Annotated in this window: 20 protein-coding genes; 9 read left to right on the top strand and 11 right to left on the bottom strand. The window is 63.4% G+C overall.

Going from position 1 to position 22144, the window contains the following annotated elements; all coding sequences use genetic code 11:
• Positions 1-331 precede the first annotated feature (331 nt).
• Positions 332-1915 carry a Na+/H+ antiporter gene (locus AB4Z53_RS11440; RefSeq protein WP_441595900.1) on the top strand — a complete coding sequence of 528 codons (1584 nt, stop codon included), beginning with the start codon at positions 332-334 and terminating at the stop codon, positions 1913-1915.
• Between the two features lie 58 nt (positions 1916-1973).
• Here AB4Z53_RS11440 and AB4Z53_RS11435 read toward each other — a convergent pair whose 3' ends face one another.
• From AB4Z53_RS11435 to AB4Z53_RS11425, 3 genes are all read right to left on the bottom strand, one after another.
• Positions 1974-2240 (bottom strand): DUF2277 domain-containing protein, encoded by a 267-nt coding sequence (locus AB4Z53_RS11435; protein WP_441595899.1) that lies wholly within the window; start codon positions 2238-2240, stop codon positions 1974-1976.
• A 113-nt stretch (positions 2241-2353) separates the two neighbouring features.
• Positions 2354-3673: a tlde1 domain-containing protein gene (locus AB4Z53_RS11430; RefSeq protein WP_441595898.1), complete on the bottom strand. Its 1320-nt coding sequence runs from the start codon at positions 3671-3673 to the stop codon at positions 2354-2356.
• A gap of 266 nt (positions 3674-3939) precedes the next feature.
• Complete coding sequence (locus AB4Z53_RS11425) at positions 3940-4830, bottom strand: LysR family transcriptional regulator (RefSeq protein WP_441595897.1); 891 nt, start codon at positions 4828-4830, stop codon at positions 3940-3942.
• A 97-nt stretch (positions 4831-4927) separates the two neighbouring features.
• On the opposite strand from AB4Z53_RS11425, the gene AB4Z53_RS11420 reads away from it, so the two are divergent.
• Entirely contained in the window at positions 4928-5677 is a 750-nt protein-coding gene (locus tag AB4Z53_RS11420; protein ID WP_441595896.1) for a sulfite exporter TauE/SafE family protein, read from the top strand.
• Positions 5678-5720: 43 nt separating this feature from the next.
• Here AB4Z53_RS11420 and AB4Z53_RS11415 read toward each other — a convergent pair whose 3' ends face one another.
• The 3 genes from AB4Z53_RS11415 to AB4Z53_RS11405 all read right to left on the bottom strand — a co-directional run bounded on the left by AB4Z53_RS11415 (position 5721) and on the right by AB4Z53_RS11405 (position 10002).
• Positions 5721-7553, bottom strand: a complete 1833-nt coding sequence (locus AB4Z53_RS11415; RefSeq protein ID WP_441595895.1) for an adenylate/guanylate cyclase domain-containing protein — start codon at positions 7551-7553, stop codon at positions 5721-5723.
• Between the two features lie 224 nt (positions 7554-7777).
• Entirely contained in the window at positions 7778-8962 is a 1185-nt protein-coding gene (locus AB4Z53_RS11410) for a glycoside hydrolase family 5 protein (protein ID WP_441595894.1), read from the bottom strand.
• A 149-nt stretch (positions 8963-9111) separates the two neighbouring features.
• Positions 9112-10002: a LysR family transcriptional regulator gene (locus tag AB4Z53_RS11405; protein WP_441595893.1), complete on the bottom strand. Its 891-nt coding sequence runs from the start codon at positions 10000-10002 to the stop codon at positions 9112-9114.
• A 104-nt stretch (positions 10003-10106) separates the two neighbouring features.
• Here AB4Z53_RS11405 and AB4Z53_RS11400 point away from each other — a divergent pair, with 104 nt between their 5' ends.
• The 4 genes from AB4Z53_RS11400 (at position 10107) to AB4Z53_RS11385 (ending at position 13254) form a co-directional block, all read left to right on the top strand.
• On the top strand, positions 10107-10721 hold the full coding sequence (locus AB4Z53_RS11400) for a nitroreductase family protein (protein ID WP_113538440.1): 615 nt from the start codon (positions 10107-10109) through the stop codon (positions 10719-10721).
• Positions 10718-11572, top strand: coding sequence for an EamA family transporter (locus tag AB4Z53_RS11395; RefSeq protein WP_441595892.1), 855 nt, complete (start codon positions 10718-10720; stop codon positions 11570-11572). The genes AB4Z53_RS11400 and AB4Z53_RS11395 overlap by 4 nt, the downstream gene beginning before the upstream one ends.
• Before the next feature lie 63 nt (positions 11573-11635).
• A complete protein-coding gene (locus AB4Z53_RS11390) occupies positions 11636-12637 on the top strand; it encodes a 2-dehydropantoate 2-reductase (RefSeq protein ID WP_441595891.1) in 1002 nt (333 codons plus the stop codon).
• A 146-nt stretch (positions 12638-12783) separates the two neighbouring features.
• Positions 12784-13254: a hypothetical protein gene (locus AB4Z53_RS11385; RefSeq protein WP_441595890.1), complete on the top strand. Its 471-nt coding sequence runs from the start codon at positions 12784-12786 to the stop codon at positions 13252-13254.
• 21 nt (positions 13255-13275) lie between these two features.
• Here the strand turns inward: AB4Z53_RS11385 and AB4Z53_RS11380 are convergent, their stop codons facing one another.
• Positions 13276-13992, bottom strand: coding sequence for a DUF6065 family protein (locus AB4Z53_RS11380; protein ID WP_441595889.1), 717 nt, complete (start codon positions 13990-13992; stop codon positions 13276-13278).
• A gap of 299 nt (positions 13993-14291) precedes the next feature.
• Here AB4Z53_RS11380 and AB4Z53_RS11375 point away from each other — a divergent pair, with 299 nt between their 5' ends.
• Together AB4Z53_RS11375 and AB4Z53_RS11370 are read left to right on the top strand one after the other, a co-directional pair.
• Positions 14292-15488, top strand: coding sequence for an MFS transporter (locus AB4Z53_RS11375; RefSeq protein WP_441595888.1), 1197 nt, complete (start codon positions 14292-14294; stop codon positions 15486-15488).
• A gap of 202 nt (positions 15489-15690) precedes the next feature.
• Positions 15691-16659 (top strand): TerC family protein, encoded by a 969-nt coding sequence (locus AB4Z53_RS11370; protein ID WP_441595887.1) that lies wholly within the window; start codon positions 15691-15693, stop codon positions 16657-16659.
• 95 nt (positions 16660-16754) lie between these two features.
• Here AB4Z53_RS11370 and AB4Z53_RS11365 read toward each other — a convergent pair whose 3' ends face one another.
• The 4 genes from AB4Z53_RS11365 to AB4Z53_RS11350 form a co-directional block, all read right to left on the bottom strand.
• Positions 16755-17639 carry an aldose 1-epimerase gene (locus AB4Z53_RS11365; protein ID WP_441595886.1) on the bottom strand — a complete coding sequence of 295 codons (885 nt, stop codon included), beginning with the start codon at positions 17637-17639 and terminating at the stop codon, positions 16755-16757.
• Positions 17640-17643: 4 nt separating this feature from the next.
• Complete coding sequence (gene araH, locus AB4Z53_RS11360) at positions 17644-18594, bottom strand: L-arabinose ABC transporter permease AraH (protein ID WP_113538447.1); 951 nt, start codon at positions 18592-18594, stop codon at positions 17644-17646.
• Positions 18591-20105 carry an L-arabinose ABC transporter ATP-binding protein AraG gene (gene araG / locus AB4Z53_RS11355; protein ID WP_441595885.1) on the bottom strand — a complete coding sequence of 505 codons (1515 nt, stop codon included), beginning with the start codon at positions 20103-20105 and terminating at the stop codon, positions 18591-18593. The genes araH and araG overlap by 4 nt, the downstream gene beginning before the upstream one ends.
• A 64-nt stretch (positions 20106-20169) precedes the next feature.
• The gene (locus AB4Z53_RS11350; protein WP_223727937.1) at positions 20170-21153 is read right to left on the bottom strand and encodes an arabinose ABC transporter substrate-binding protein; all 984 of its coding nucleotides are present in this window, start codon (positions 21151-21153) and stop codon (positions 20170-20172) included.
• A 188-nt stretch (positions 21154-21341) separates the two neighbouring features.
• Between AB4Z53_RS11350 and AB4Z53_RS11345 the strand changes: the two genes are divergently transcribed.
• A complete protein-coding gene (locus AB4Z53_RS11345) occupies positions 21342-22103 on the top strand; it encodes a FadR/GntR family transcriptional regulator (protein ID WP_441595884.1) in 762 nt (253 codons plus the stop codon).
• Positions 22104-22144 lie beyond the last annotated feature (41 nt).

Below are 22144 nucleotides of genomic sequence, written 5' to 3'. Positions count from 1 at the left end.
TTGCAACACTAGGCGCGGGCCTGCTCATGTGCAGTGCACGCATAGCTGCATTGCACAATAATTGTTTTCCAGGTGGTCAAAAATCAGGCATAAAGCACATAGCTGATGCACATGGCGGTTCTCCTCCCAATGCCGCCGCAGCAGCTGTTCCCCTCTGGAGGTTTATTGACCTTCACACCTTTATGGGCCGCGGTTTTCCGTCGGCCCTTTTTTCTTTTCTGGCCATGCCTCTTTTCTCCGCTCAAACCGCGCCGCCGATGTGCCGTGGCAATTGCGTTTGCGCAAGACGCGTTCTGTAATGCCCTCGTCCTGGTGGGTGGAGGCAGAGCGCGTGGAACCGACACATCTGTTCGAACTGGTGATTGGCATGTTCGTGGCGATCATCGCGCTGCACTATGTCGCCCACAGGTTCGGTTTGCCGCCGTCCGTGGCGCTGCTTGCCGGCGGCGCGCTGCTCGCCTTCGTGCCGGGCCTGCCGGCGATCGAAGTCGATCCCGAACTGGTGCTCGTCATCTTCCTGCCGCCGCTGCTGCTCGACGGTGCATGGACGATCGCCGTCGGCCGGCTACGCCGGCATCTGATCGGCATCGCCTCGCTGGCGATCGGCGCGGTGTTCTTCACCTGCGCCGTCGTCGCCATGGTCACGCACCTGCTTTTCCCCTCGCTCCCGTGGGCCGCCTGCGCAGCACTCGGGGCGATCGTGTCGCCACCCGACGCGGTCTCGGCGCGCGCCGTGCTGCAGCGGGTGCGGCTGCCGCGGCGGCTGCAAATCCTGCTGGAAGGGGAAAGCCTGCTCAACGACGCGAGCGGCCTGGTGCTCTTCCGCTTCGCGATTGCCGCCGGCGTCACCGGCGCCTTCAGCGCGAGCGAGGCGGTCGGCAGCTTCTTCGTGCTGGCGATCGGCGGCGCCCTCATCGGTACCGCCATCGGCACGGCCTGGGTCCTGGTGGTGCGCCGCCTCGGCGACGAATATCTGATCATCGCTGCCACGGCCTTGCTTTCCTGGACGTCCTACCTGCTCGGCGAGTACATGCATGTCTCAGGCGTCATCGCCACGGTCACCACCGGACTGATCGCAAGCTGGCATCAGCATACCGTGCTCTCGGCGGCAACGCGCATGCGCGGCACATCGTTCTGGACCGTCATCGTCTTCCTGATGGAGGCGGCCGTCTTCATCCTGATCGGCCTGTCGCTGCGCGGTGTCGTCGAGCGGGGAGGCGGCTTCGATATCGTTGCCGCCACCATGTGGTGGCCGATCCTCGCCATTCTCGTGGCGCTCTCCGTCGCGCGCTTTGCCTGGGTGTTTGGCTCGGACCTCGTCATCCGCCTCGGCAATGCCCTGGGTATTGAGCGCTATCGGCCGCTCGGCGCACGCGCCGCAACGGTGGTCTCCTGGGCCGGTGTCCGCGGCGTCGTCACGCTGGCTCTCGCCCTCAGCATTCCCGAGGGCTTTCCCGGCCGCGACTTCATCCTGGTCACGTCCTTTGCCGTCATCCTGGGGACGGTGCTCGTCCAGGGCATGACACTCGGGCAGGTGATCGCATGGGCGGGGCTCGTCGAGCCGCCATCGGAAAAGGCGCGCCTCAGCATGAGCCAGGCCGAGGCGGCCATGGCGAAGGCGCAACTCGTGACCATTCAGAGCCGGGCCTATGACGACGGCGGCAATCTCATCCACCCGCAACTGCTCGACCGGTACCAGCGCCGGGCGGTGTCGATCGTCGATTATGCTGCGCGCACGGAGCACTACACGCCCATCCTGCATGCCCATTTCGATGTCGTGCTCGAAGCGGTCGCAACCGGGCGGCGCGAACTCATCCGGCTCCATCGCACCGGCGAGATCGACGACGAGACATTGCATGAATTGGAGCGCGACCTCGACCTTGAAGAACTGAGCGCGCTCGCCGCCAAGGCATGAGGCGCGCTTCCAAGCGGTTGCGGTGAACTGGCGCCAGCAGCTGCGGACGCCGTCTCTCTCAGGCGAACCGGACCGCGTTTCTGGCGCGTGCCTTGGCTGCTTCTTCCTCGCGGTTGCGCGGCGGCTGCGATGTTTCGAGCGAACTGAGCAATTCCTGGGCGCAGGCGGCGATTGCGTTGACCGCGTGTTCGAAGGCCGCCTCGTTGCGCTTGGCCGGCTTGGTCGTTCCGCTCAGTTTGCGCACGAACTGCAACGCGGCGTCATGGATCTCTGCGTCCGTGGCCGGCGGCTCAAAATTGAACAGGGGTTTGATGTTTCGGCACATGACAGGCTCCCGGTCCTCTTCGTTCTCGCTCCTGATGAGGTCCGGATCTTAATGTCCGTTCCTCATTGGCGGAAGTCCTTTGGCGCCCTTCTCCGGCTGTCGGACGCTTCCTGTCAGGAACTCCTGCCGTTCTGTGCCAGGCGCATGCCGGCCGCGCGTCCGCCGTTCGGCACCACGACGATCTGCTTGACCTTGCCCTGTTTGAAGGCCGTCAGGAAGCGCTGATAGTCGGCGAAGGCGACGCAGCCATGGGATTCGGCGCGCTTGCCGCGCAGCAGGTAGCTGTGGGTCAGGAATCCGTCGCGGCCGTGCTTGTTCTTTCCGTCGATCGGCAGCATGCGGATCGCCTCGACCCCATGGAAGCGCGTCTCGCGCATCTTGAGATTATAGGTGTGCGGCGGGGTCGGCCCGGTCATCTTGACGTCGACGTAGCGCGGATTGTCGGCCATCTTGCCGATGCCGGAATGGGCCTCGAGCACGCTGCCGTCGGGCATGTAAACCTTGGCGGCGGTGATGTCGTAGACGGCGACGCCGTTTCCGGCCTTCGCGCTGCTGCCGAAGATGTTGCGCAGCGCCTGGCCGAAGCCGGTGCCGGAAGTGTTCTCCGTCGGGTCTTCCGGTCGGGCATAGGCGACCTTCGGCTTTGCCGGCATTTCGCGTTCGTCAGGCTTCCCGGTCTCCTCGGCCTTGATCGCCGCCTCGACTTCGGCCTGTTTGCCTGCGGGCTTCTCGGGTTCGGGCGCCGGCTTCTGAGCCTGTTCGTTGCGCGGGCGGAATTGCGGCATGGGCCCGACAGATGGCGTGTCCTCATGGCTCGGCAGCGCGGCCGTGTCATCAGCCGTGTCCGGTTCCGGCTGCTCTGCGACATCGTCCTCGACGGGCGCAGTCAGCACGGCGGAAAACGCGTTGTCGTCCACGTGGCTCTGGGAGGGGGTGGCATAGGCAAGCTGCACCGCGGGCTTGTCGGTGGAACCGGTGGTCATCGGAGCGAAGCGTTCCGGTGCGGGCAGGCTCACCGTCGGGCTCTGGTGGCGCGACTGTGCGGAAGCGGCGGCGGCGGAATTGCTGGCGAGCTTTTCGGATGCCAGGACCGCCTGCTTCACGGCCGCCGCGATGCGCGCGCTCTTGCCGAGCATTTCGGCATCTCTCGGGAATTCTGGATCGTGCGCAAACCGCGCTTCGCTGGGGGCCAGGCTGGCGACCACGACCGGCTGTGCCGCGGCGGCCGCGACGAGCCGTGTCGCCTGGTTGATCCTGGCATGTTTGTCCCAGGCGCGCTCTTTGGTCTTCTCGGCCAAATGGAGCTGCGGCTTGGGCAACAGGCGGCCCGAACCATGCGCGAAGGAGTTGCCCATCGCGGCCATGCTGACAAGCGACCACGCAGCCGCGCCGACAAGAGCGGTGCCGCAGCAAGTGATCAGCAATGGACGCAACAGACGATTCAAAGACTGTGGGCGAATGATCTTACTCAACAACGCAAATCAAGCCAGAAATTCACGCAAAAGGCCCTCAGGCCGGCGAGCGACCACCGCTGCGCGACTTCCGGATTGTCCCCTTCTTGACGACTGATGGACAAAAGATGGAGAAGTATGGTTAAATTTTGCTTTCCAGGCGGCGAAAAGCAGCATTTTTATCAGCAGCAATCTAAAACTTTGCGCAAACCTGCGCGCGCCGCGCGTTCCCTGCTGGTAAATGCGCCTCAGGATTGTCCATTGCCTGTGAGATGGCCGAACAGGCTGAGTGCCGGCGGCGTCAGTTGCCCGTCACTGCGGATGCAGACTGACAGCCTGCGCACGGCCCATGTTTCCTGCAGGCGAATGACAGAGATCCGGGCCGCTCGACGGCATCGGCGGGCCGCGTTTTCCGGCACGATGCCGACCCCCACGCCTGCGCCCGCCATCCGGCAGATGTCATCGAAGGTGCGGAGCTTCACGCGCATCTTGAGCTTGGCTCCGAGCTTGGCCGCCTGACTGTCGATGTGATCCTGCAATGCGCCGCCTGCCAGTCCGATGAAGCGTTCATCGAGCAGATCGGCAAAGCGGACCTGCGTTCTCTCGATGATCGGATGGTCACGCCCGGCCACCACGACCAGACGGTCAGTCGCGAAGGGGTGCAGCGTCAGACCGCTCGCCTCCACCGCATCCGATAGAATGCCGATCTCGGCGAAGCCGGCAGCGACGCTCCTGGCGATCTCGACGCTTTGCCGTTCTTTCAGCTCGATGTCGATCTGCGGGTTGGCTGCCATCCAGGCCGCAAGCCTTTCGGGAATGTACTCGGTCATCGCGGCCGTATTGGCAAGAACACGAACGGTGGCGCGCACGCCCCTGGCATAGGCTCCCAGTTCGCTGCGCATCTGCACCGTCTGGCGGATGATCATGCGCGCATGGTGGACGAGCGCTTCGCCCGCCTCCGTCGGACTGACACCGCGTCGCCCTCTCGTCAGCAGGGTTACGTCGCCCGCTGCCTCCATGGTGCGCAGCCGCTCGCTCGCCGCCGGTAGGGAAAGCCCGACCTCCTGCGCCCCATGGGTGATACTGCCGACGTCCACGACGGCGAGAAACAGGCGAAGATCGTTGAGGTCGAAGGGCATGCGGCAAGGATAATCGACAATCAGACTTCGGACCAGCCGAAGTCTGACATCGGCACTTCCGCATTGTCTATGCCGGCGAACCGGATATGCCGGTCTCATGTTCGACGTGTCGTTTTCTTTCCTGCTGGCCGTTGCCGCGACGTTTTTCGTCGCCGGCCTCGTCAAGGGCGTAACCGGAATGGGTCTGCCGACGGTGGCGATGGGCGCTCTGGGCGCCCTCATTTCTCCGGTCGCGGCGGCAAGCCTGCTGGTCGTTCCGTCCTTCGTGACCAATGTCTGGCAGCTTCTGGCAGGATCCGCCATCCTGCCGCTCGCGCGCCGGTTCTGGCCGATGATGCTGGCGATCGTTGCGGGCACACTCTTCGGTTCCGCATGGCTGGTCGGCGGCGACACGCGGCTGACCACCGCGGCGCTCGGGGCAGCACTCGTCATCTATTCCGGCTGCGCGCTGCTCGCTCCGCCGTTCCGCATCTCTGAGCGGCAGGAACGGTGGCTGGCGCCGGTTGTCGGAATGCTGACCGGCCTGGTGACCGGCTGCACCGGGGTCTTCGTCATTCCGGCCGTGCCCTATCTGCAAGCCCTCGGCCTTGCGAAGGATGACCTCGTGCAGGCTTTGGGGCTTTCCTTCACGGTTTCGACCATCGCACTGGCGGTCGGGCTTGGCGCCCAGGGCACCTTCCGGGCCGAAACCCTTGCGCTTTCCGGGGTCGCCGTCGTTCCGGCCCTTGCCGGAATGTGGGCCGGCCAACGGCTCCGCAGCCGGGTGAGCGCTCAGGGCTTCCGTCGCGGCTTCCTGGCCTGCCTGTTCCTTCTGGGCATGGAGATGGCTTTGAGGCCGGTGTTTTGATACGAAGGCATCGTTGGAAAAGCGATGGCTCGCTTCGTGTCGCCTATTCCCCTTTGGTCGGCAACCGGTAGATCTCGGTCTGTTCCGTCCGCCCGGAAAGGCAGTGTTTGCCAAGCGGCGTGAGGTCCGAACGGTCTTCGGTGAGGAACTCGAATGTCTGTCCGCTCAGAAGCACGACGATCTCTTCGTTCGGCGCCACCGACTTGCCGAGCTGCTCCAGACGGTTGCTGACGTTTACCGCGTCGCCGACGATGGTGTAGGCCGAGCGTCCGCTCATGCCGATATTGCCCGAGACGACCGGACCGGAATGGACGCCGATGCGCACGCGCAGCGGCGACAGGCCTTTCTTGAGCCGGTCAGCATTATCGGCTGCGACGGCGAGGGCAATGGCGCGCGCGGCGCGAATGGCGCGATCGGCATGATCCTGCTGATCGTCGGGGGCACCCCAGAACGCCATCACGCAATCGCCGATGAACTTGTCGATTGTGCCGCCTTCATCCTCGATGCACTGGCCGAGCAGGTCGAAATGCCTGTTCAGCAGTGCGGCGACTTCGGCAGCGCTGGTCTTTTCTGCGGTGGCGGTGAAATCGACCACGTCGGTAAACATGATGGTCACCGTTCGCTGCGTCGAGGCGAGGTTACCGCTTCCCAGCAGATGGCGCACCAGTTTCTTTGGAACGTAGGTTTCCAGCCAGCGCAGTCCGGTCAGCATTGTATTGTAGGCCCGCGCCTGCTCGTTCAGTTCGGTGAAGAGGCTTCCCGGCAGAGGATGAAGCGCTGCGAAGTCGAGCATGCCGACGGCGCGGACTTCATGCGCCATGCTGGTGACCGGGCGAACGATGAGGCGGCTGACGACCCACGCGATGATGATCGCCGCGAGCATAACCACGAGACCGGCTACGCCGGCGCGCAGGAGGTCCCATATCGGCTTCTCCAGGGATTCGATCGGTATCTCGACGCCGACGACGAGAGGGGCCGGTGCATAACCTTTGATCTCGCGGGTGAGAATGACGCGATCCTTGTCGCCGACCTCCACGAAGCGCGCTTCCAGCGCGGAATCATGGAAGGTCTGAGGCTCCTCCGCCCACAGTGTGGCAAGGAACGGATCGCCGAGTTCGCCAAGCTTCGGCAGCCGGTGCTCCGCCGACAGGAGCGGATGGCCCGCTGCCATCATCGGATGGGCGAGCACCTGATCTCGGCCATAAAGGACGAAGGGCGTCGTCCCTGGGTTCGAGACGGCGATCTGACGCAGAAAGTCCGAAATCGCATCAACCGTGATCGTTGCGCGGAAGACGCCGGCAAACTGATCCCCGACGGTCGCCGGTTGCTGCCGGTTCGTGACCGAGGTGCGTATGGCCGGATCCGGAACGAAGTAGACCGGCCCCCATTGGGCCTTGCCGCTGCGGCGCGCCTCGTCCACCTCCGCACGCTCGTTGTCGGTCCTGATCGTGTCGGCGAAGGAAAAGACGCCCTTGGGACCCTGGGTCACGCCAAAGATTTCGCCATTCGGTTTGACGAAGGAGAGCACGCGAACTTGCGGGGTTGCCGCAAGCGCGCCCGTCATCACCCGCTCCAGTGCCAGCGGATCGGCGGGATCGAGGCGTCCGGCCGCGACCTCCTTTGCCAGGAAGGCCAATTGGTCTTCAACCGGCGCAAACCGGCTGCCGATCTTCGTCTGGACGGCGTCGAGGCCGAGATGGGCCGATTGGGCGAGCAATTCCCGCGTCGCGCCGGCCGACATGTACCAGACGACCGAGAGAATGACCGCGGCGGTCAGGGCCACCAGCGCCGCCATCACTATCGCCAGCGTGCGCGACAGGGAGATGGTTCGCTTTCGTGTGTCGGCGACGGCCGCTCCGGTCGTGTCCACAGACATGCCTCAAGTTGCAAACGGCACCACGGCTGACGTGGTGCTCGCAGGGATAAAGTTGTTCTAACGATTCTTGCCCTTTTTCCAAGCAGACCGGCGTCTGGTCGGAAGGGCGAAGGCTGCGACCTGATGTGCATCGCAATGGAGCGCTTTTGTGACGCCGACACGGATTGCCGCCACGCTCGGCCGCCCGCCACGCCCTGGTTCAAAGGCGTTTCGGCGGAAGGCGATCAGCGATCCGCGGCGAGCCGCTGGCTGATCGGTGCGAACTCCGGCGTCGCCTTGCGCGGCGTCGTGTCGCGCTCGTTGGCTTCCATCTGCTGCCAGTATTTCCAGCCGACGGTCTTCGAGCCGAGCTCGTAGTCCATGCCATCCCAGGCATCTTCGCGGAAACTGTAGAAGGCCCAGTGCAGATCGTCCTTATCGAGCGCGGTCAACACATCCTCGAGATAGGTCCTGCAGCTAGCCCACCGGCGCATGCAGCCAAACTCGCCGGCGACGAGCCGGTTGAGCGGCACGTCCTTGTCCTTGGCCCATTGCACCGGCTTTGCCAGATAGCCGGCCAGTCGCGCCTTGTCCCAGGTCTCTTCACTTTCGCCAAAGGGCACTGAGCCCGGATAGGCATAGGGCTTGTCGCGCTTGATGTTGGGCGCGCTCGTGGCCGCATAGGGCTCGTACATGTGAAAGCTGTAGAGAATCTTCTGGTCCGTGAGAGCCGATGGCCAATAGGAAAAGGCATCCGCCGCCGCATACCAGCCCGCATCCGCCATCACAGGGGTCGCGGGGTCGACCTCGCGAATGGCGGCGATGACGGTCTCATAGAAGGCCCTGAGATCCGCGGCGCTTCCTTGCTTTCCGTCGTACCAGGCCTGCATCGCCTGCGGGTCGGCGTGCTCGGCAAGTCCGTTGTTCTTTTCCGGCGCCGGCTCGTTGACGATATTGTAGGCGGCAACGGCCGGGTGGTCCTTCAGCTCCCGCGCCAGATCCCGCCAGAAGTTCGCCGCCTGGTCCCACCAGATTTTGTCTCGCCAGAGCCGACCGTCGAACTTGTTGCCGTTGTTCTGGGCCCAGCGCATGCCTGGCAGCGACAGCGGCGCGATGACCACCTTGAGGCCCGCCTTGTCGGCGCGGTCGAGCGTCTCCTTGAGCGTTTCGAGATCAGCGGCAGGAATGCCCGTATATTGGTCCGCGTCGCCGATCAGGTAGTCGCGCTTTGCCGGTTTCCATTTGTCGTAGGAGAGGCGCACCCAGGTGGCGCCGTAACCCGCCAGCGCCTTGAAATAGGCTTGGTCCGGCGGGAGGCGATTGAAGCTGTTGCCGCCGTGCTGCGGCTTGTCCCAGAAGGTCATGAGATCGGCGGCAGCGGCCGAGCCGGCGAGGCTGAAAGCGAAGAGGGTGGCGGCAATCAGGCGCATGAGGTCGGTCCTTCGGGCTCTGGTTGAGATGCGCCGGTAACCTACCGATGCATCGTATGGCCGATGTTCCCCAGGGAACAGTGCAAGTTCGATCGGAGCCGGTTGGATCCCATACGCGTCGTGCCATGCACCATCGGCGGGGTGCGCGATTACGGGCGGCTGAATGTTTCGGCGAGAAAATCGAGAAACGCGCGGATCTTCGGCGCAACGTGCTGCCGGGAGGGATAGATGGCGTAGAGCGTGGTTTCGACCGTATCCCAGTCGGAAAGCACGCGCTGCAGTCGACCGCTTTTCAGATCGTCCTCGACATAGGGACGGGGTATCAGGCTGACCCCGAAGCCGGCGCGCAGCGCATCGCGCACGGCAAGGCTTGATGTCACCGAATAGCGCGGCTTCACGGCCACCTTCTCCGTTCGGCTGCCCTTGCGAAACTCCCACAAGTCCGCATGGCCGGAGAGGCTGAAACGGATACAGTTGTGCGAATTCAGGTCAGCGGGATCCATCGGTTCTCCGTGGGCTTCGAAGTAAGCCGGTGCCGAACAGAGAACATGTGGCATGACCGCGAGTTTCCTGGCGATCAGGCTTGAATCCTCCAGCTTGTCGCTGCCGCGGATGGCCAGATCGAACCCCTCCTGCACGATATCGACGCGCCTGTCGTCAAGGTGCAGGTCGAGCCTGAGGTCCGGGTAGCGGGACAGGAACTCTGGGATGACGGAGGAAAGGCGCATGAGTGTTACCGTCATCGGAGCGGCAACACGCAGCGTCCCGCCCGGCGCCTGGCGGACGGGCGAGAGTGCGGCGTCGGCATCCTTCAGCGCATCCAGCCCGCGCACGACGTGTTCGAGATAGAGCTTCCCCTCGTCCGTCAGCGCCATGCGCCGTGTGGTCCGGTTGATGAGCCGCGTGCCGACGCTGGCTTCGAGCTCGGCAACGTTCTTGCTGATCGCGGCCGGCGACAGGCCGAGCTTGCGCCCGGCCTCCGCGAAACTGCTGAGTTCGGCCACATGGCGGAAGACCTGGAGGGCGGTGTAGCGATCCACAATAATTTTCCATTGGCGAATGATGTCTTTTGAAATGGCCATATTATCAATCAATGGTGAATTCAATACGGTCGGTCCGACAGATATTCGATCGGACTGAAAGAATGACACATCCCATGATCGCCCTTATCGAACAGCGCGTCTCCGCCAATCGGTTCGATTCGACCCATACATTGGCGGACGCGGAAATCGAGCAACTGGTCCGTCTCGCGACCCGCGCGCCAACGGCCTACAATCTGCAGAACTGGCGGTTCATCGCCGTGCGCACGCCGGAAGGAAAAGCCAGGCTGCGCAATGTGGCGCACGGGCAAGCCAAGGTCTCGGACGCTGCCGCGACCTTCATCATCTGCGGCCTGCTGCCCGATCACGAGACGCTGCCCGCACGACTGCGCCCCTTCGTCGATACCGGTTACATGCCGACCGAAATGGCCTCCGGTTGGCAGGAGGCTGTCCGGGCCCAATATGCCGACGCAAAGGTTGCCCGCGATGAGGCCATGCGGTCGGCCAGTCTGGGTGCCGCGACCCTGATCTTTGCCGCCGAAGCGTTGGGATTGTCTACCGGTCCAATGGGCGGGTTCGACGCCGAAGGCGTCGCCCGCGAGTTCAACCTGACGCCCAGCGAACTGCCCACAATGCTTCTCGCGGTCGGCCGCGCCGTTCCCGGAAATTGGCCGCAAAAGCCCCGCAGGCCGCTTGGCGAGGTCCTTCAGTTCTCATGAAAACAGACGTTTCCGATATCGCCATCACGGCAATCGCCCCCGTCATCTGGGGCAGCACCTATATTGTTGCCACCCAGTTCCTGCAGGGCTTTTCTCCGCTGACGGTCGCGCTGTTGCGGGCTTTGCCGGCGGGCTTGCTGCTCCTCCTGATCGTCCGGCGGCTGCCGCGCGGCATCTGGTGGTTCCGCGCCTTCGTGCTCGGTGCTCTCAACATCTCGATCTTCCTGAGTATGCTGTTCGTCGCGGCCTACCGCCTGCCGGGTGGCGTCGCGGCAACCGTCGCGGCGGTCCAGCCGCTGATCGTCGTTTTCATTGCAGCGCTCCTTCTTAAGGCGCCGATCCGTCCGGTGTCCCTCGTTGCGGCTATTGTCGGCATTGCCGGCGTCGGGCTTCTGGTCCTGACGCCRCAAGCCGCGCTGGACGAGATCGGCATTGCCGCGGGCCTTGCCGGCGCGCTATCCATGGCCTTCGGCAATGTCCTGGCGCGAAAGTGGAAGTCGACGGAATCGCTGCTTACATCGACGGCGTGGCAGCTGACCGCCGGTGGCTTGCTCCTCATCCCCATCGCCCTTGCCTTCGAGCCGCCGGTGCCGTTCCCGACCGTTCCCAACCTGCTGGCTCTCGCCTGGTTGAGCCTGATCGGCGCGGCGCTCACCTATGTTCTCTGGTTTCGGGGCATCGGGCGACTGGAGTCCGCAGCAGTGTCAGCGCTTCTCTTCCTTAGCCCGCTGACGGCTGTGCTGCTCGGATGGGTGTTCCTGGACCAGTCCTTGAGCGCGCCTCAGAGTGTCGGCGTCCTTTTGGTCGTCGGCAGCATCTGGCTTGGTCAACGGGCTCCCGCTCGATCATAGACATCGAGTTGGAAATCGACGATCCCGGCCTATACTCCCTGGCATGCGAAGGGGGCGGGCGTCGTGAAAATTGGAGTGTTCGGTGCCGGTGCGGTCGGCGGTTTTGTCGGCGGGTGCCTTCTGGCTGGCGGGGCAAAGGTGATTTTCGTCGGCCGGACGGCGCGCGGTACCGTCTGGCAAAGGGATGGATTGCGTCTGACCGATCTGGATGGGCGTGATGATTTCGTCGCGCCTGAGAGGATCGTCTACTCCGATGCAGCATCATGCCTGGCGGGTTGCGATCTCGTCCTCCTGACGGTCAAATCCGGGCAGACGGTCCAGGCGGCGGCGGAACTCTCACCGGTGCTGCGCACCGGCGTTCCGGTTCTCAGCCTGCAGAACGGTGTCGGCAACAGCACCACGCTGCAGACCTTGTTGCCGTCTGCACGGATCCTGCGCGGCATGGTTCCCTTCAACGTAACGGCGCCCGGGCCGGCGCATCTGCATCGTGCGACGGAGGGCAATATTGCCGTCGAGGACGACCCGCTGATGGCAGCGGCGGCGGCGCTCTTCAAGGCCGCGGGGCTGGCTCTCGACCTGCGTCGCGACATGGAGGAGGTGCAGTGGGCAAAGCTGCTGATGAACCTCAACAACGCAATCAATGCGCTCTCCGGTCTGCCCCTGCGCGAGCAGCTGCAGACGCGGGACTTTCGCCTCTGCCTTGCGCTCGCCCAGCGCGAGGCATTGGGGCTGCTGGCCGCGGAGGGGCGCATCCGCCCGGCGCGGCTGACACCGCTCCCGCCGAACTGGTTACCCCTCGTCCTGAGCCTGTCGGACGCCCTGTTTCGCGCGATTGCCGGTCGCATGCTGAAGATCGACGCGACGGCGCGCTCTTCGATGGCCGACGACCTTGAAGCCGGCCGTTTTCCCGAAGTGGATTGGATCAACGGTGCGGTCGTCGCGCTCGCCGCCAAGCTCGGCCGGCAGGCGCCGGTCAATGAACGGCTTTGTGGGTTGGTCAAGGAAGCGGCGACCACTGGGCGCAAGACGTGGGAGGCAGACGCGCTACTTGCCGAGCTCAGGTAGGGCGTGCACTAAGGGGACATTGCCCCTGCTGGATCGGTAGTCGCCGCAACGAATTATCCCCCACGCCAATCGACGCGAGGGACAATATTCTCCGCACTGCTTCCTGTTTCTTGAAAGCGGTGTCTCAATCGTCGTCGGACGAGGAATTGGAGGACGAGTTCGACGAGGAGTTGCTCGAGCTGTTCGAGCTTGAGTTGCTCGACGAATTGGACCTGCTATTCGAGCTTGAGTTCGAACTCGAATTCGAGCTTGAGTTCCGCGAAGAGTTCGATGAGCCGTTGGAACTGCGGTTGGAGATCCAGCTTCCGCCGTCGTCCCGGCTGGAGCGCGCATGGCTCTTGCCTTTGCCGGTCGCCTTTTGCAGGAAGCGGGTAACCGGGTCGTCGTCGGCGACGGCAGGTGCGGGGCCTGCCGCGCCAACCACCAGGAATGCACTCAGAACTGCGAGGACTTTTTTCATCACGTTTCTCCTTCGTGGGGACAGCCTCGTTGACTGCAAGGGAGGAACGTCGGCCGAACATGCATATTCCCAGGAAAACAGAAGTTTTTTCAATGATATAGGTGGTCTATATTCGGCATGGAAGCACCGCCGCCGTCGCCGGGTGCGGCGTCGCTGAAACGTCTTCGGCAGGCTCGGCTTAGCGCTGCGCGCGGGCGAACTTTCTGTACCAGCCGTCGGAAGCAAGCGTCTTGCGGAGGATCGTCTTGCGGACCGTCCCCTCCGTTTCACTTTCGCCGCGAATGTCCGCGTCGAGATCGGATGTTTCTCGGCGGAAGGGGATGAGCTGAGCGATGGGTGTGCCACGCTCCAGTACATGCAACCCGTCTGCACCGGTGGCGAAGAACGGGAAGTGGATTTCCGATTGGTAAGTGTCAGTATCGACGACCCCAGCGACGATCTCGAACACGCCGTTCGACCGGTTGAGCGGCGGCACGAAGAGGCAACTCCAGCCGCGCGGCGTACGGATGGTCCAGTAATTGTGGAACTTGCAGGGCGGCAACGGCGCGCGCGGATTGCCCGCGACCTGATGGCTCGCGTGGTTGCTCACCATCGTCCGGTCGAAATCCCATCCGCAATCGACCTGCCGGCCACTCTCTGAAATCTCCATGCGTACGGTTGCCGCAAGCCCGATGACCCAGCCGGTTGCCATGGCATCGAGGAAGGGCATGCAGCGCTTGACCGTGATGCCGCTGCTCGTCGGCGAGACATGGTTTTCATCGACGGCCGGCAGCTTTCGGAACCAATCGGGTAGTACAGTCTTGGCGCGCACAGGCGCCGGGATCACACCTTCATCTTGCCTGCGGCAGAGAAAGGTAAGCCGGGGCTGCGGTTTCTTCAGAAGGGCGAGTGCCATCGCTGTTCTCCTCATGACAGATGCAGGAAGAACGGCGAAGAGAGGAACCTATTCCCGGCGTTTGCAGAAAAGGCGGCGGCGCCCGTCAGGAGGTGGGCGGATGGCAACCGACTTCTGGGACCGAAGACCGCACTCAATCCCCGATCCCGATCCATCTTTTCGACCGCCGAATGACGTGATACCAATCCGGTGAGGGATAACCGAAGCTCGCGCCCCGAAACCCCATAACGCAACTCGCCGCAAGACCGCGAAGGATTACCGTCCTTCCGCGCAAGGCGGCAATGTATCGGGATGGTGGCATGAACCCGCGTCTATTTCTTCTGGCTCTGGCGACCTTCGCAACCGGGACCGCCGAAAACATCGTCATCGGCATCCTCCCCGATGTCGCCAAAGGACTTTCCGTCTCGGTCGGCCTTGCCGGTCAGTTGACGGCGGTCTTTTCAGTCGCGTTTGCGCTGAGCGCCCCAGCGGCGCAATTGCTGACGGTGCGTCTGGAGCGCAGGACGATCTTTTTGTCTGCGCTTGCGCTGTTCGTAGCAAGCAACATTGCCGCAGCGCTGAGCCCGAATTTTGCGATGCTGTTTATCGCCCGCATTGCGATGGCGATGGCCAGCGCGACCGTCTGTCTGGTCGCAACCATGCTCGCGACGGAGCTGGCGGGGCCTGGCATGCGCGGCCGCGCCATCGGCGTCATCTTCATGGGCATCAGCGGCTCGATGGTGCTGGGCGTTCCGGTCGGCATGGTCGTCTCCGGCCTCTTTGGTTGGCGTAGCGTATTCGTGGCGCTCGCCCTATTTGTCCTGCTGATCTTCGTCGTCTGCTACGTCAGCCTCAAGCCTTCAGGCCGGCGGCCGCAAGGTGCGTCTGGCTATTGGCAGCATATCAGGTCCCTGCCGCTCCTGGCCGGGCAGCTCGTTTCGATATTGATGATCGGCGGTCATTTTGTCCTCTTCGCTTATCTCGCTCCCTACATCACCGACCGTGTCGGTCTCGGCCGGGCGGAACTCGTGCTGGCCTTCGTCGCCTTCGGCGTGGCGGGGGTCAGCGGCGGTTATCTCGGCGGCTGGCTTGCGGATGCCGCAACGCCGCGCCGCGCGATCGTCATTGCGCCTTTCGCCTATCTGCTGGCCTTGCTCGTCATCCCGCTGGCATCATCGACCCCTTGGGCCTTCATTGCCGTCATGATGGTGTGGGGGTGCATCAGCTGGATGATCTCGCCGGTGGTGCAGAGTTTCCTGATGGCGACCGGCCCCGATACGGCGGAGGCGGGGGTTGGTCTCAATCTCTCGGCGATGCATGTGGGCGTCGCGCTCGGCACGGCCGTCGGCGGGCTCACTCTGGAGTCCCTGTCGCCGCAGGCCCTGCCGCCGGTGGCAGCCATGGTGGCCGGCGCGGCGGTGGCGGTGAGCTTGCTGGCGGTGCGGCGAAGCCGGAGAGCGAGGCATGGCGGCCGCTACGCCCCGTCTTGTTCCGAGCAAACAGGGCCAGGTTTGTGAGCCGGATCGGGGAGCCGACTGCGCTTTTCGAAATTCTTCAAAAAAATGGGGTTGCGCTCTTGAACGGCGAAATTCGGCAACCCATCTCTCGCCCAACCCGCTGGTCCGGGCCCCTCTGGCGAGAGCTTCGGCACTCTTGCGATGTCGGACCTTATTCCGACAACATGTGCCGATTGGGGACCCGTCTGTGGACTTTTCCTTCATGTCTGTAATGTGGCTGGGAACGCCACTGTGGCTGTGGGCGAGCTTTTTCGCCCTGGTGATCGCTATCCTGTCGTTCGACCTTGGTATTCTCCATAAGGAGAACAAGGAGATCAACGTTGCCGAAAGCGTCAAGCTTTCCGCCTTCTATATCGCCCTCGGCCTGAGCTTCGGCGGCTTCGTCTGGTGGTATCTCGGTGCCGAGTCCGGCCTTGCCTATATGACCGGCTTCGTGGTCGAAAAGACCCTGGCGCTCGACAACGTCTTCGTCATCGCCCTGATCTTCTCCTTCTTCGCCGTCCCGCGCATCTACCAGCACCGCGTGCTCTTCTGGGGTATCCTCGGCGTTATCGTGCTGCGCGCGATCATGATCGGCGTCGGTGCGACACTCGTCGCTGAATTCTCCTGGGTTCTCTATATCTTCGCGGCGTTCCTCGTCTTCACCGGCATCAAGATGCTGGTCATGAAGGAGGCCGAGCCCGACGTTTCGGACAACATGCTGGTCCGCTTCATGCGTAGCCGCTTCAACGTCACCGAAGAGCACCATGGCGAGCGCTTCTTCGTGAAGCTTGTAAATCCCAAGACCGGCAAGATGACGTGGTTCATCACGCCCCTCTTCATGGCGCTGGTCATGGTCGAGGTGGCGGACGTGATCTTCGCCGTCGACTCGGTTCCCGCGATCTTCGCGATCACCACGGACCCGTTCATCGTCTACACGTCGAACATCTTCGCTATCCTTGGCCTGCGCGCGCTATACTTTGCTCTTGCTGCGATGATCCATCGCTTCCGCTACCTGAAGCCGGCACTGGCCGTCGTCCTGATCTTTATCGGTTCGAAGATCTTCGTCGCCGATCTCCTGGGGCTCGAGAAGTTCCCGGCCGCGCTGTCGCTCGGCGTCACCTTCGCGATCATCGCCATGGGCGTGGTCTGGAGCCTCGTGAAGACGCGCGAAGATCAGCAGCCCGCATAACGCTGCTTCGGCAGATACAAGGAAAAAAGGCGGTGCTCCGAAAGGGGCGCCGCCTTCTTCTTTGGGATTGGCGGAGAGAGGTGCGTCAGTGTCGTTCACGGCCCGAGCGCATGGATCCGCAGCGTGACGGTGCCTTCCAGCGTTTCGCCCTGTGCCAGCCTGACGAGACCGCCGCCCTCGGGCCGGCGATGGGCGTTCGGCCGGTGGCTCATCGGCTCGAAGCAGAAGAATTCGGCTTCGGTGGAGGGAGAGTAAAGCACGAAGACACCAAAGCTCTCGTCCGCATCCAGCGAAAGTGCGAGGCCGGTTTCGGGCCACTCGACGCGCATCTTTCCATCCCAGCCGTCGAAGGCATTGTTCAGCCAGCCTGGCGGCAGAGGGGCGCCGGAGGTGAAGTCCCTATCGCGCGGTACAGGCTGTGCCGCACCCGGCAGGTGACCCTCCCGCTCGGTCCAGTGGCGGCTGGCATGGGCAAAAAGGCGTGTGTCCGGCGTGCGCGGAAAATAGGGATGGAGGCCCAGGCCGTAGGGGAGCGCGTCTGCTGAGTGGTTGGCGACGGTGAGCGAAAACGTCAAGCTCGCGCCGTCGATCGTGATCGTCTGCACCGTCTCATAGGCGAAGGGCGTGGCGGCGCTTGCCGCCTGCCGGTCGTGCAGCGCAAGCGAATGACGGTCCTGGCGCAAGATCGACCAACGCCGAAGCCAGCCCTCACCATGCAGAACGAGCGGATCGGCCGTGTTGGGCGCCAGCGTGTAGTCTCGACCTTCGAAGCGGAAGCCGTTGCCTTCGATGCGGTTGCCGAAGGGTACGAGCGGAAAGCAGGCTTCGGCGCCGAGCACCTGCGAGGCGAGGCCCGGTGTCGGCGTCGGCACAAGCACCGGCGTCCCGCGCCAGCGGGCTGTGAGGATGGCGCCGCCAAGCGGGCTCACCTCGACGGTGAGCCCTTCTTCGTTTTCGAGGAGGACGGTGTCGTCCGTCATGCCCCTAGCTGCGACGACCAGCGGCAGCTGAGCGCAGATTGTCGAGCAGCACCGCGAGCAGAAGGATCAGACCACGTACCACGTACTGGTAGAAGGCCTGGATGTTGAGGAGGTTCATGACGTTTTCGGCAATGCCCATGATGAGAACGCCGACGATTACGCCGGTCATGGCCGCACGGCCGCCGGCTAGCGAGACGCCGCCGAGCACGCAGGCCGAGATGACCGAGAGCTCGAGGCCGGTCGCGGCATTCGGCTGGCCCGAGGTGATACGCGAGGCGAGCAGCACACCGGCAACGGCGCAAACGAGGCCCTGCAGGGCGAAGATCCAGATGCGCATGTTTGAGACGTTGACGCCGGCAAGGCGCGAAGCCTCCGGGTTGCCGCCGATCGCGAGTGTGTTTTTGCCGAAGACGGTGCGGTTCAAGACGAAGCCGAAGACGAGGAAGAAGAAGCCCATCACCCAGATCGGCGTCGGGATGCCCAGGAACTTCGACAGCGCCAGCTGGTAGAAGCTCGGGTCGTTGATGCCGACGGCGCGGCCGTCGGAGGCAATCAGTGCGAAGCCGCGCACGATCTGCATGGTGGCAAGCGTCGTGATCAGCGCGTTGATGCGGAAATGCGCAATCACCACGCCGTTGACGAGGCCGACGAAGCCGCCGCACAGGAGTGCCGCAATCAGGCCGACGAGGATGGAGCCGGAGGCGTTCGATGCCATGACGGCGGCCATGCCTGAGAAGGCGACGGTGGAGCCGACCGAGAGGTCGAAGTCACGCGAGGCGAGGCAGAACATCATCGTGCAGGCGACGATGCCGATGGTCACGACCGACTGCAGCAGGCCGAGCATGTTGCGCTCGGTCAGGAAGTTTGGAACCGTCAGCGCCACGATGGCGAAGGCGACGGCGAAGATGACGACCAGACCCTGTTCGCCGAGAAGAAGTTTTTTTAGGGAAGTCATGACGGCTGAACCTGCTCGGTTGGAACATCGGGAAGGGCGGCGGCGAGGATGCGGCGTTCGTCGAAATCGGCGCGCGCGATATCCGCCGCGATGCGGCCCTGGCACATGACGAGGATGCGGTCGGTGATGCCCATCACCTCGGGCAACTCGCTGGAGATGACGACGATCGCCATGCCCTGACCGGCGAGTTCGTAGAGGATTTCATAGATTTCCGACTTGGCGCCGACATCGATACCGCGCGTCGGCTCGTCGATGACAAGGACTTTCACGCCCTGTTCGGAAAGCCAGCGGCCGAGGATGACCTTTTGCTGGTTGCCACCGGAGAGATTGATGATGTCCTGCTTGCGCGAGGGCGTGCGCACCCGAAGCTTGGCGATGAAACGCTCGGCAAGCTCCGCTTCCTTCTTGAGATCGAGGATGCCGAAGGGCGAGAAGTGCCGGCGCGACGAAATCGCCATATTCTCCTCGATGCTGCGTCCCTGCACGATGCCGTCGAACTTGCGGTCCTCCGGGCACAGCACCATACCGGCGCGGATCGAGTGGGGCGGGCTGTCGGCCGGCACCTTCTGACCGTCGATGGTAACCGTTCCCTGGGCGCGGTTGTCCGCGCCGTAGACGAGCCGTGCCATCTCGCTGCGGCCGGCGCCGATCAGGCCGAAGAAGCCGAGAATCTCGCCGCGCCGGACCGAGAAGCTTAGGGGTGTTTTTAGCTTCGGCCCGGAGATCGCTTCGACGCGCAGGCGCTCAGGCCCAAGGTCGCGCGCTCGCCAACCCCAGATGTTGGAGATTTCGCGCCCGACCATTTCGGCGATGATCTGGTCGCGTGTCACCTTGGAAATGTCGGTATGGTGCGCGGCAAGCTTGCCGTCGCGCAACACCGTCAGGCCGTCGCAAAGACGGAAGATCTCATCGAGTCGGTGGGACACGTAGAGGATCACCGTACCATTAGACCGCAGGCGTTCGATGAGCGCAAAGAGGATTTCACTTTCGCGGGACGACAGTGACGAGGTCGGTTCGTCGAGTGCGATGACACGTGCATCGAGCATGACCGCCTTGGCGATCTCGACCATCTGGCGCTCGCCGATCGAGAGCGAGGCGATCTTGGCCGACGGATCGACGTCGATACCGATTTCGGAGAGTTTTTCACCGACGATGCCGATCAGCCTGCGGCGATCGATGACGCCGCCCTTGCCGGGGAAGTGACCGAGCCAGAGGTTTTCGGCCACYGTCAGTTCCGGAACGAGCTGCAGTTCCTGATGGATGACGATCACACCGGCGCGAAAGGCGTCGCGCACGGACCGATAGCTCTGCGCCGCGCCGTCGATCAGGATCTCTCCCTCGTCGGCGGCCTGGTCGCCGGACAGCAGGCGGATGAGCGTCGACTTGCCCGCGCCGTTCTCGCCCATGAGCCCATGGACGGCGCCCTTGCGCACGGAAAACGAGACATCCGACAGCGCCTGGACGCCGGGATAGCCTTTCGAGATGGAACGGAATTCAAGAAAGTCTTGCATGCGCGGCTCCGAAGCGGAACGCCCGGCGGACAAGCCGCCGGGCAGATGGTATCGCAAGGGGCGTTTACTCGATGCCGAGGTCCTTGCGCACGGCTTCATAAGTGTCGCGCAGCGCCAGTTGGCCGGCAGTCAGGGTCAGCTTTTCCGGCTCCTTGCCGTTGGCGATCCACTCATACATGTTGAGGGCGGTCTCGTAGCCGTGGCGCTTCGGCGAGATGATGACCGTGCCGAAGAAGCCGGTGGCTGCAGGCTTCTTGAACTCGTTGATCGCCGAATCCGCGCCGCCGATGCCGACGCCGATCATGCTGTCGGCGGGAATGCCGACCGTTTCGGTCGCGCGCACGGCGCCGAGCACCGCTTCGTCATTGAGGCCGATCGCGACCCACTTCTTGATGCCGGCATTCTTATTGAGCACGATCGTCGAGGCGTTGAGTGCTGCTTCCGTGTCGGTCTTGGCCTGCGGCGCATCGAAGATGTTGGCTTCCGGGAAGCCGTTGGCCTTCAGCACCGAAAGCGCGCCCTCGACGCGGTCGACTGCGGTCGGGAGCTGATCGTAGGAAACGCGGATCGCGCCGACGTCCTTCATGTCCCAGCCGCGCTTCTTTATTTCGTCGACAAGGGCCTGACCAACGGCTTCGCCAATTTTCGTTGCCGAAATGCCCATGTGGGGCACGTCTTCAATCGGGCTGCCGTCGGCGTTGACCAAACGGTCGTCGACCGTCATCAGCTTGAGGTCGTTGGCGGCGGCCTTGGCGACGATGCCGGGGCCGAGCTTGACGTCAGGCGTGCAGACGATGAAGCCCTGCGCACCCTGGGCGCCAAGATTGTCGATTGCGGACTGAACCTTTTCGCCGTCTTCGGCGCCGATCTTGACCAGCGTGAAGCCCTTTTCCTTGGCGGCGACGTCGGCGAATTTCCATTCGTCCTGGAACCACGGCTCTTCCGGCTGCTTGACGATGAAGCCGATCTTGACGTCGGCAGCAAACGCAGAAGTTGCCGCGAACACGGCGACGGTACCAGCCAGAATGGCTGCCTTGATAAAGCGCATGATGTCTCTCCCTGGTGAACTGCCTCCTGCAGTGAACATTTGTGTATGATGAATCATCATATTCGTCAATTGCCTTTGTATGATGAATGATATAGTGATGTATAACGATAATGTGCTTCGCTGCGTTGTCGCCTTCAAGCGTCTGCGCTATGGAGCGACAGGGAGACGGAAGCGGGAGGAAAACGGCGGTGGAAGAGCAGGACTACAGCAACGGCGTGGAGGAGCGCGGCCAGCGTCGCCCTCGCGTTCAGAAGAATGTGACGCGCGCCATCGCCTCGGATATCTGCACCGACGTCTTTCCGGTCGGCTCCTTTCTGCCGCGCGAAAACGACCTGTGCGAGCGCTATGGCGTCAGCCGGACCGTCATCCGCGAAACACTGAAAGTCCTTGAATCGAAGGGCATGGTTCGCGGCCGCTCTCGGGTGGGCACGATCGTCTGCAACAAGGACGAGTGGAACATCCTCGATTCCCAGGTGCTCGAATGGATCGGCGAGCGCATCTTCGAATTCGACCTCTTGAACTGCGTTCTGGAGGCGCGTCGGGCGATCGAGCCGGCGGCGGCTGAATTTGCGGCCGAGCGCGCCACCGTCCAGGAAATCGCCGACCTCGAGCGCGCCTGGCAGGCGATGCGTGACGGTGAACGCGATGTCGTCGGCTTCACCGATGCCGACGTCGCCTTTCATACATGCCTGCTCAAGGCCAGCCACAACCAGGTGTTCCTGCAGCTCGTCGGCATCATCCAGGCGGCGCTGAAGTTCTCGCTGCACGCCTCTAACGAAGTCGCCGAGCGCCGTGACGAAGCAATCGACATTCATGGCGAACTGGTCGAGGCGCTGCGCCTGCGCGACAAGGGCCGGGCGCGCGACTGTTCCACGCGCATGCTGGATCTGGCAGCACGCGACCTCAAGCTTGCCGTCGAACGTCACCGGCCCGCCCCGTCGGCGCGCTGAAACCCTTTCCCGGGCGGCCTTCGCCGCCTTGTTTCACCCAG

It is taken from the genome of Ensifer sp. 2TAB8 (assembly GCF_052115125.1).
Classification (GTDB): domain Bacteria; phylum Pseudomonadota; class Alphaproteobacteria; order Rhizobiales; family Rhizobiaceae; genus Ensifer.
This window is presented reverse-complemented; position numbering and strand designations above follow the sequence as displayed.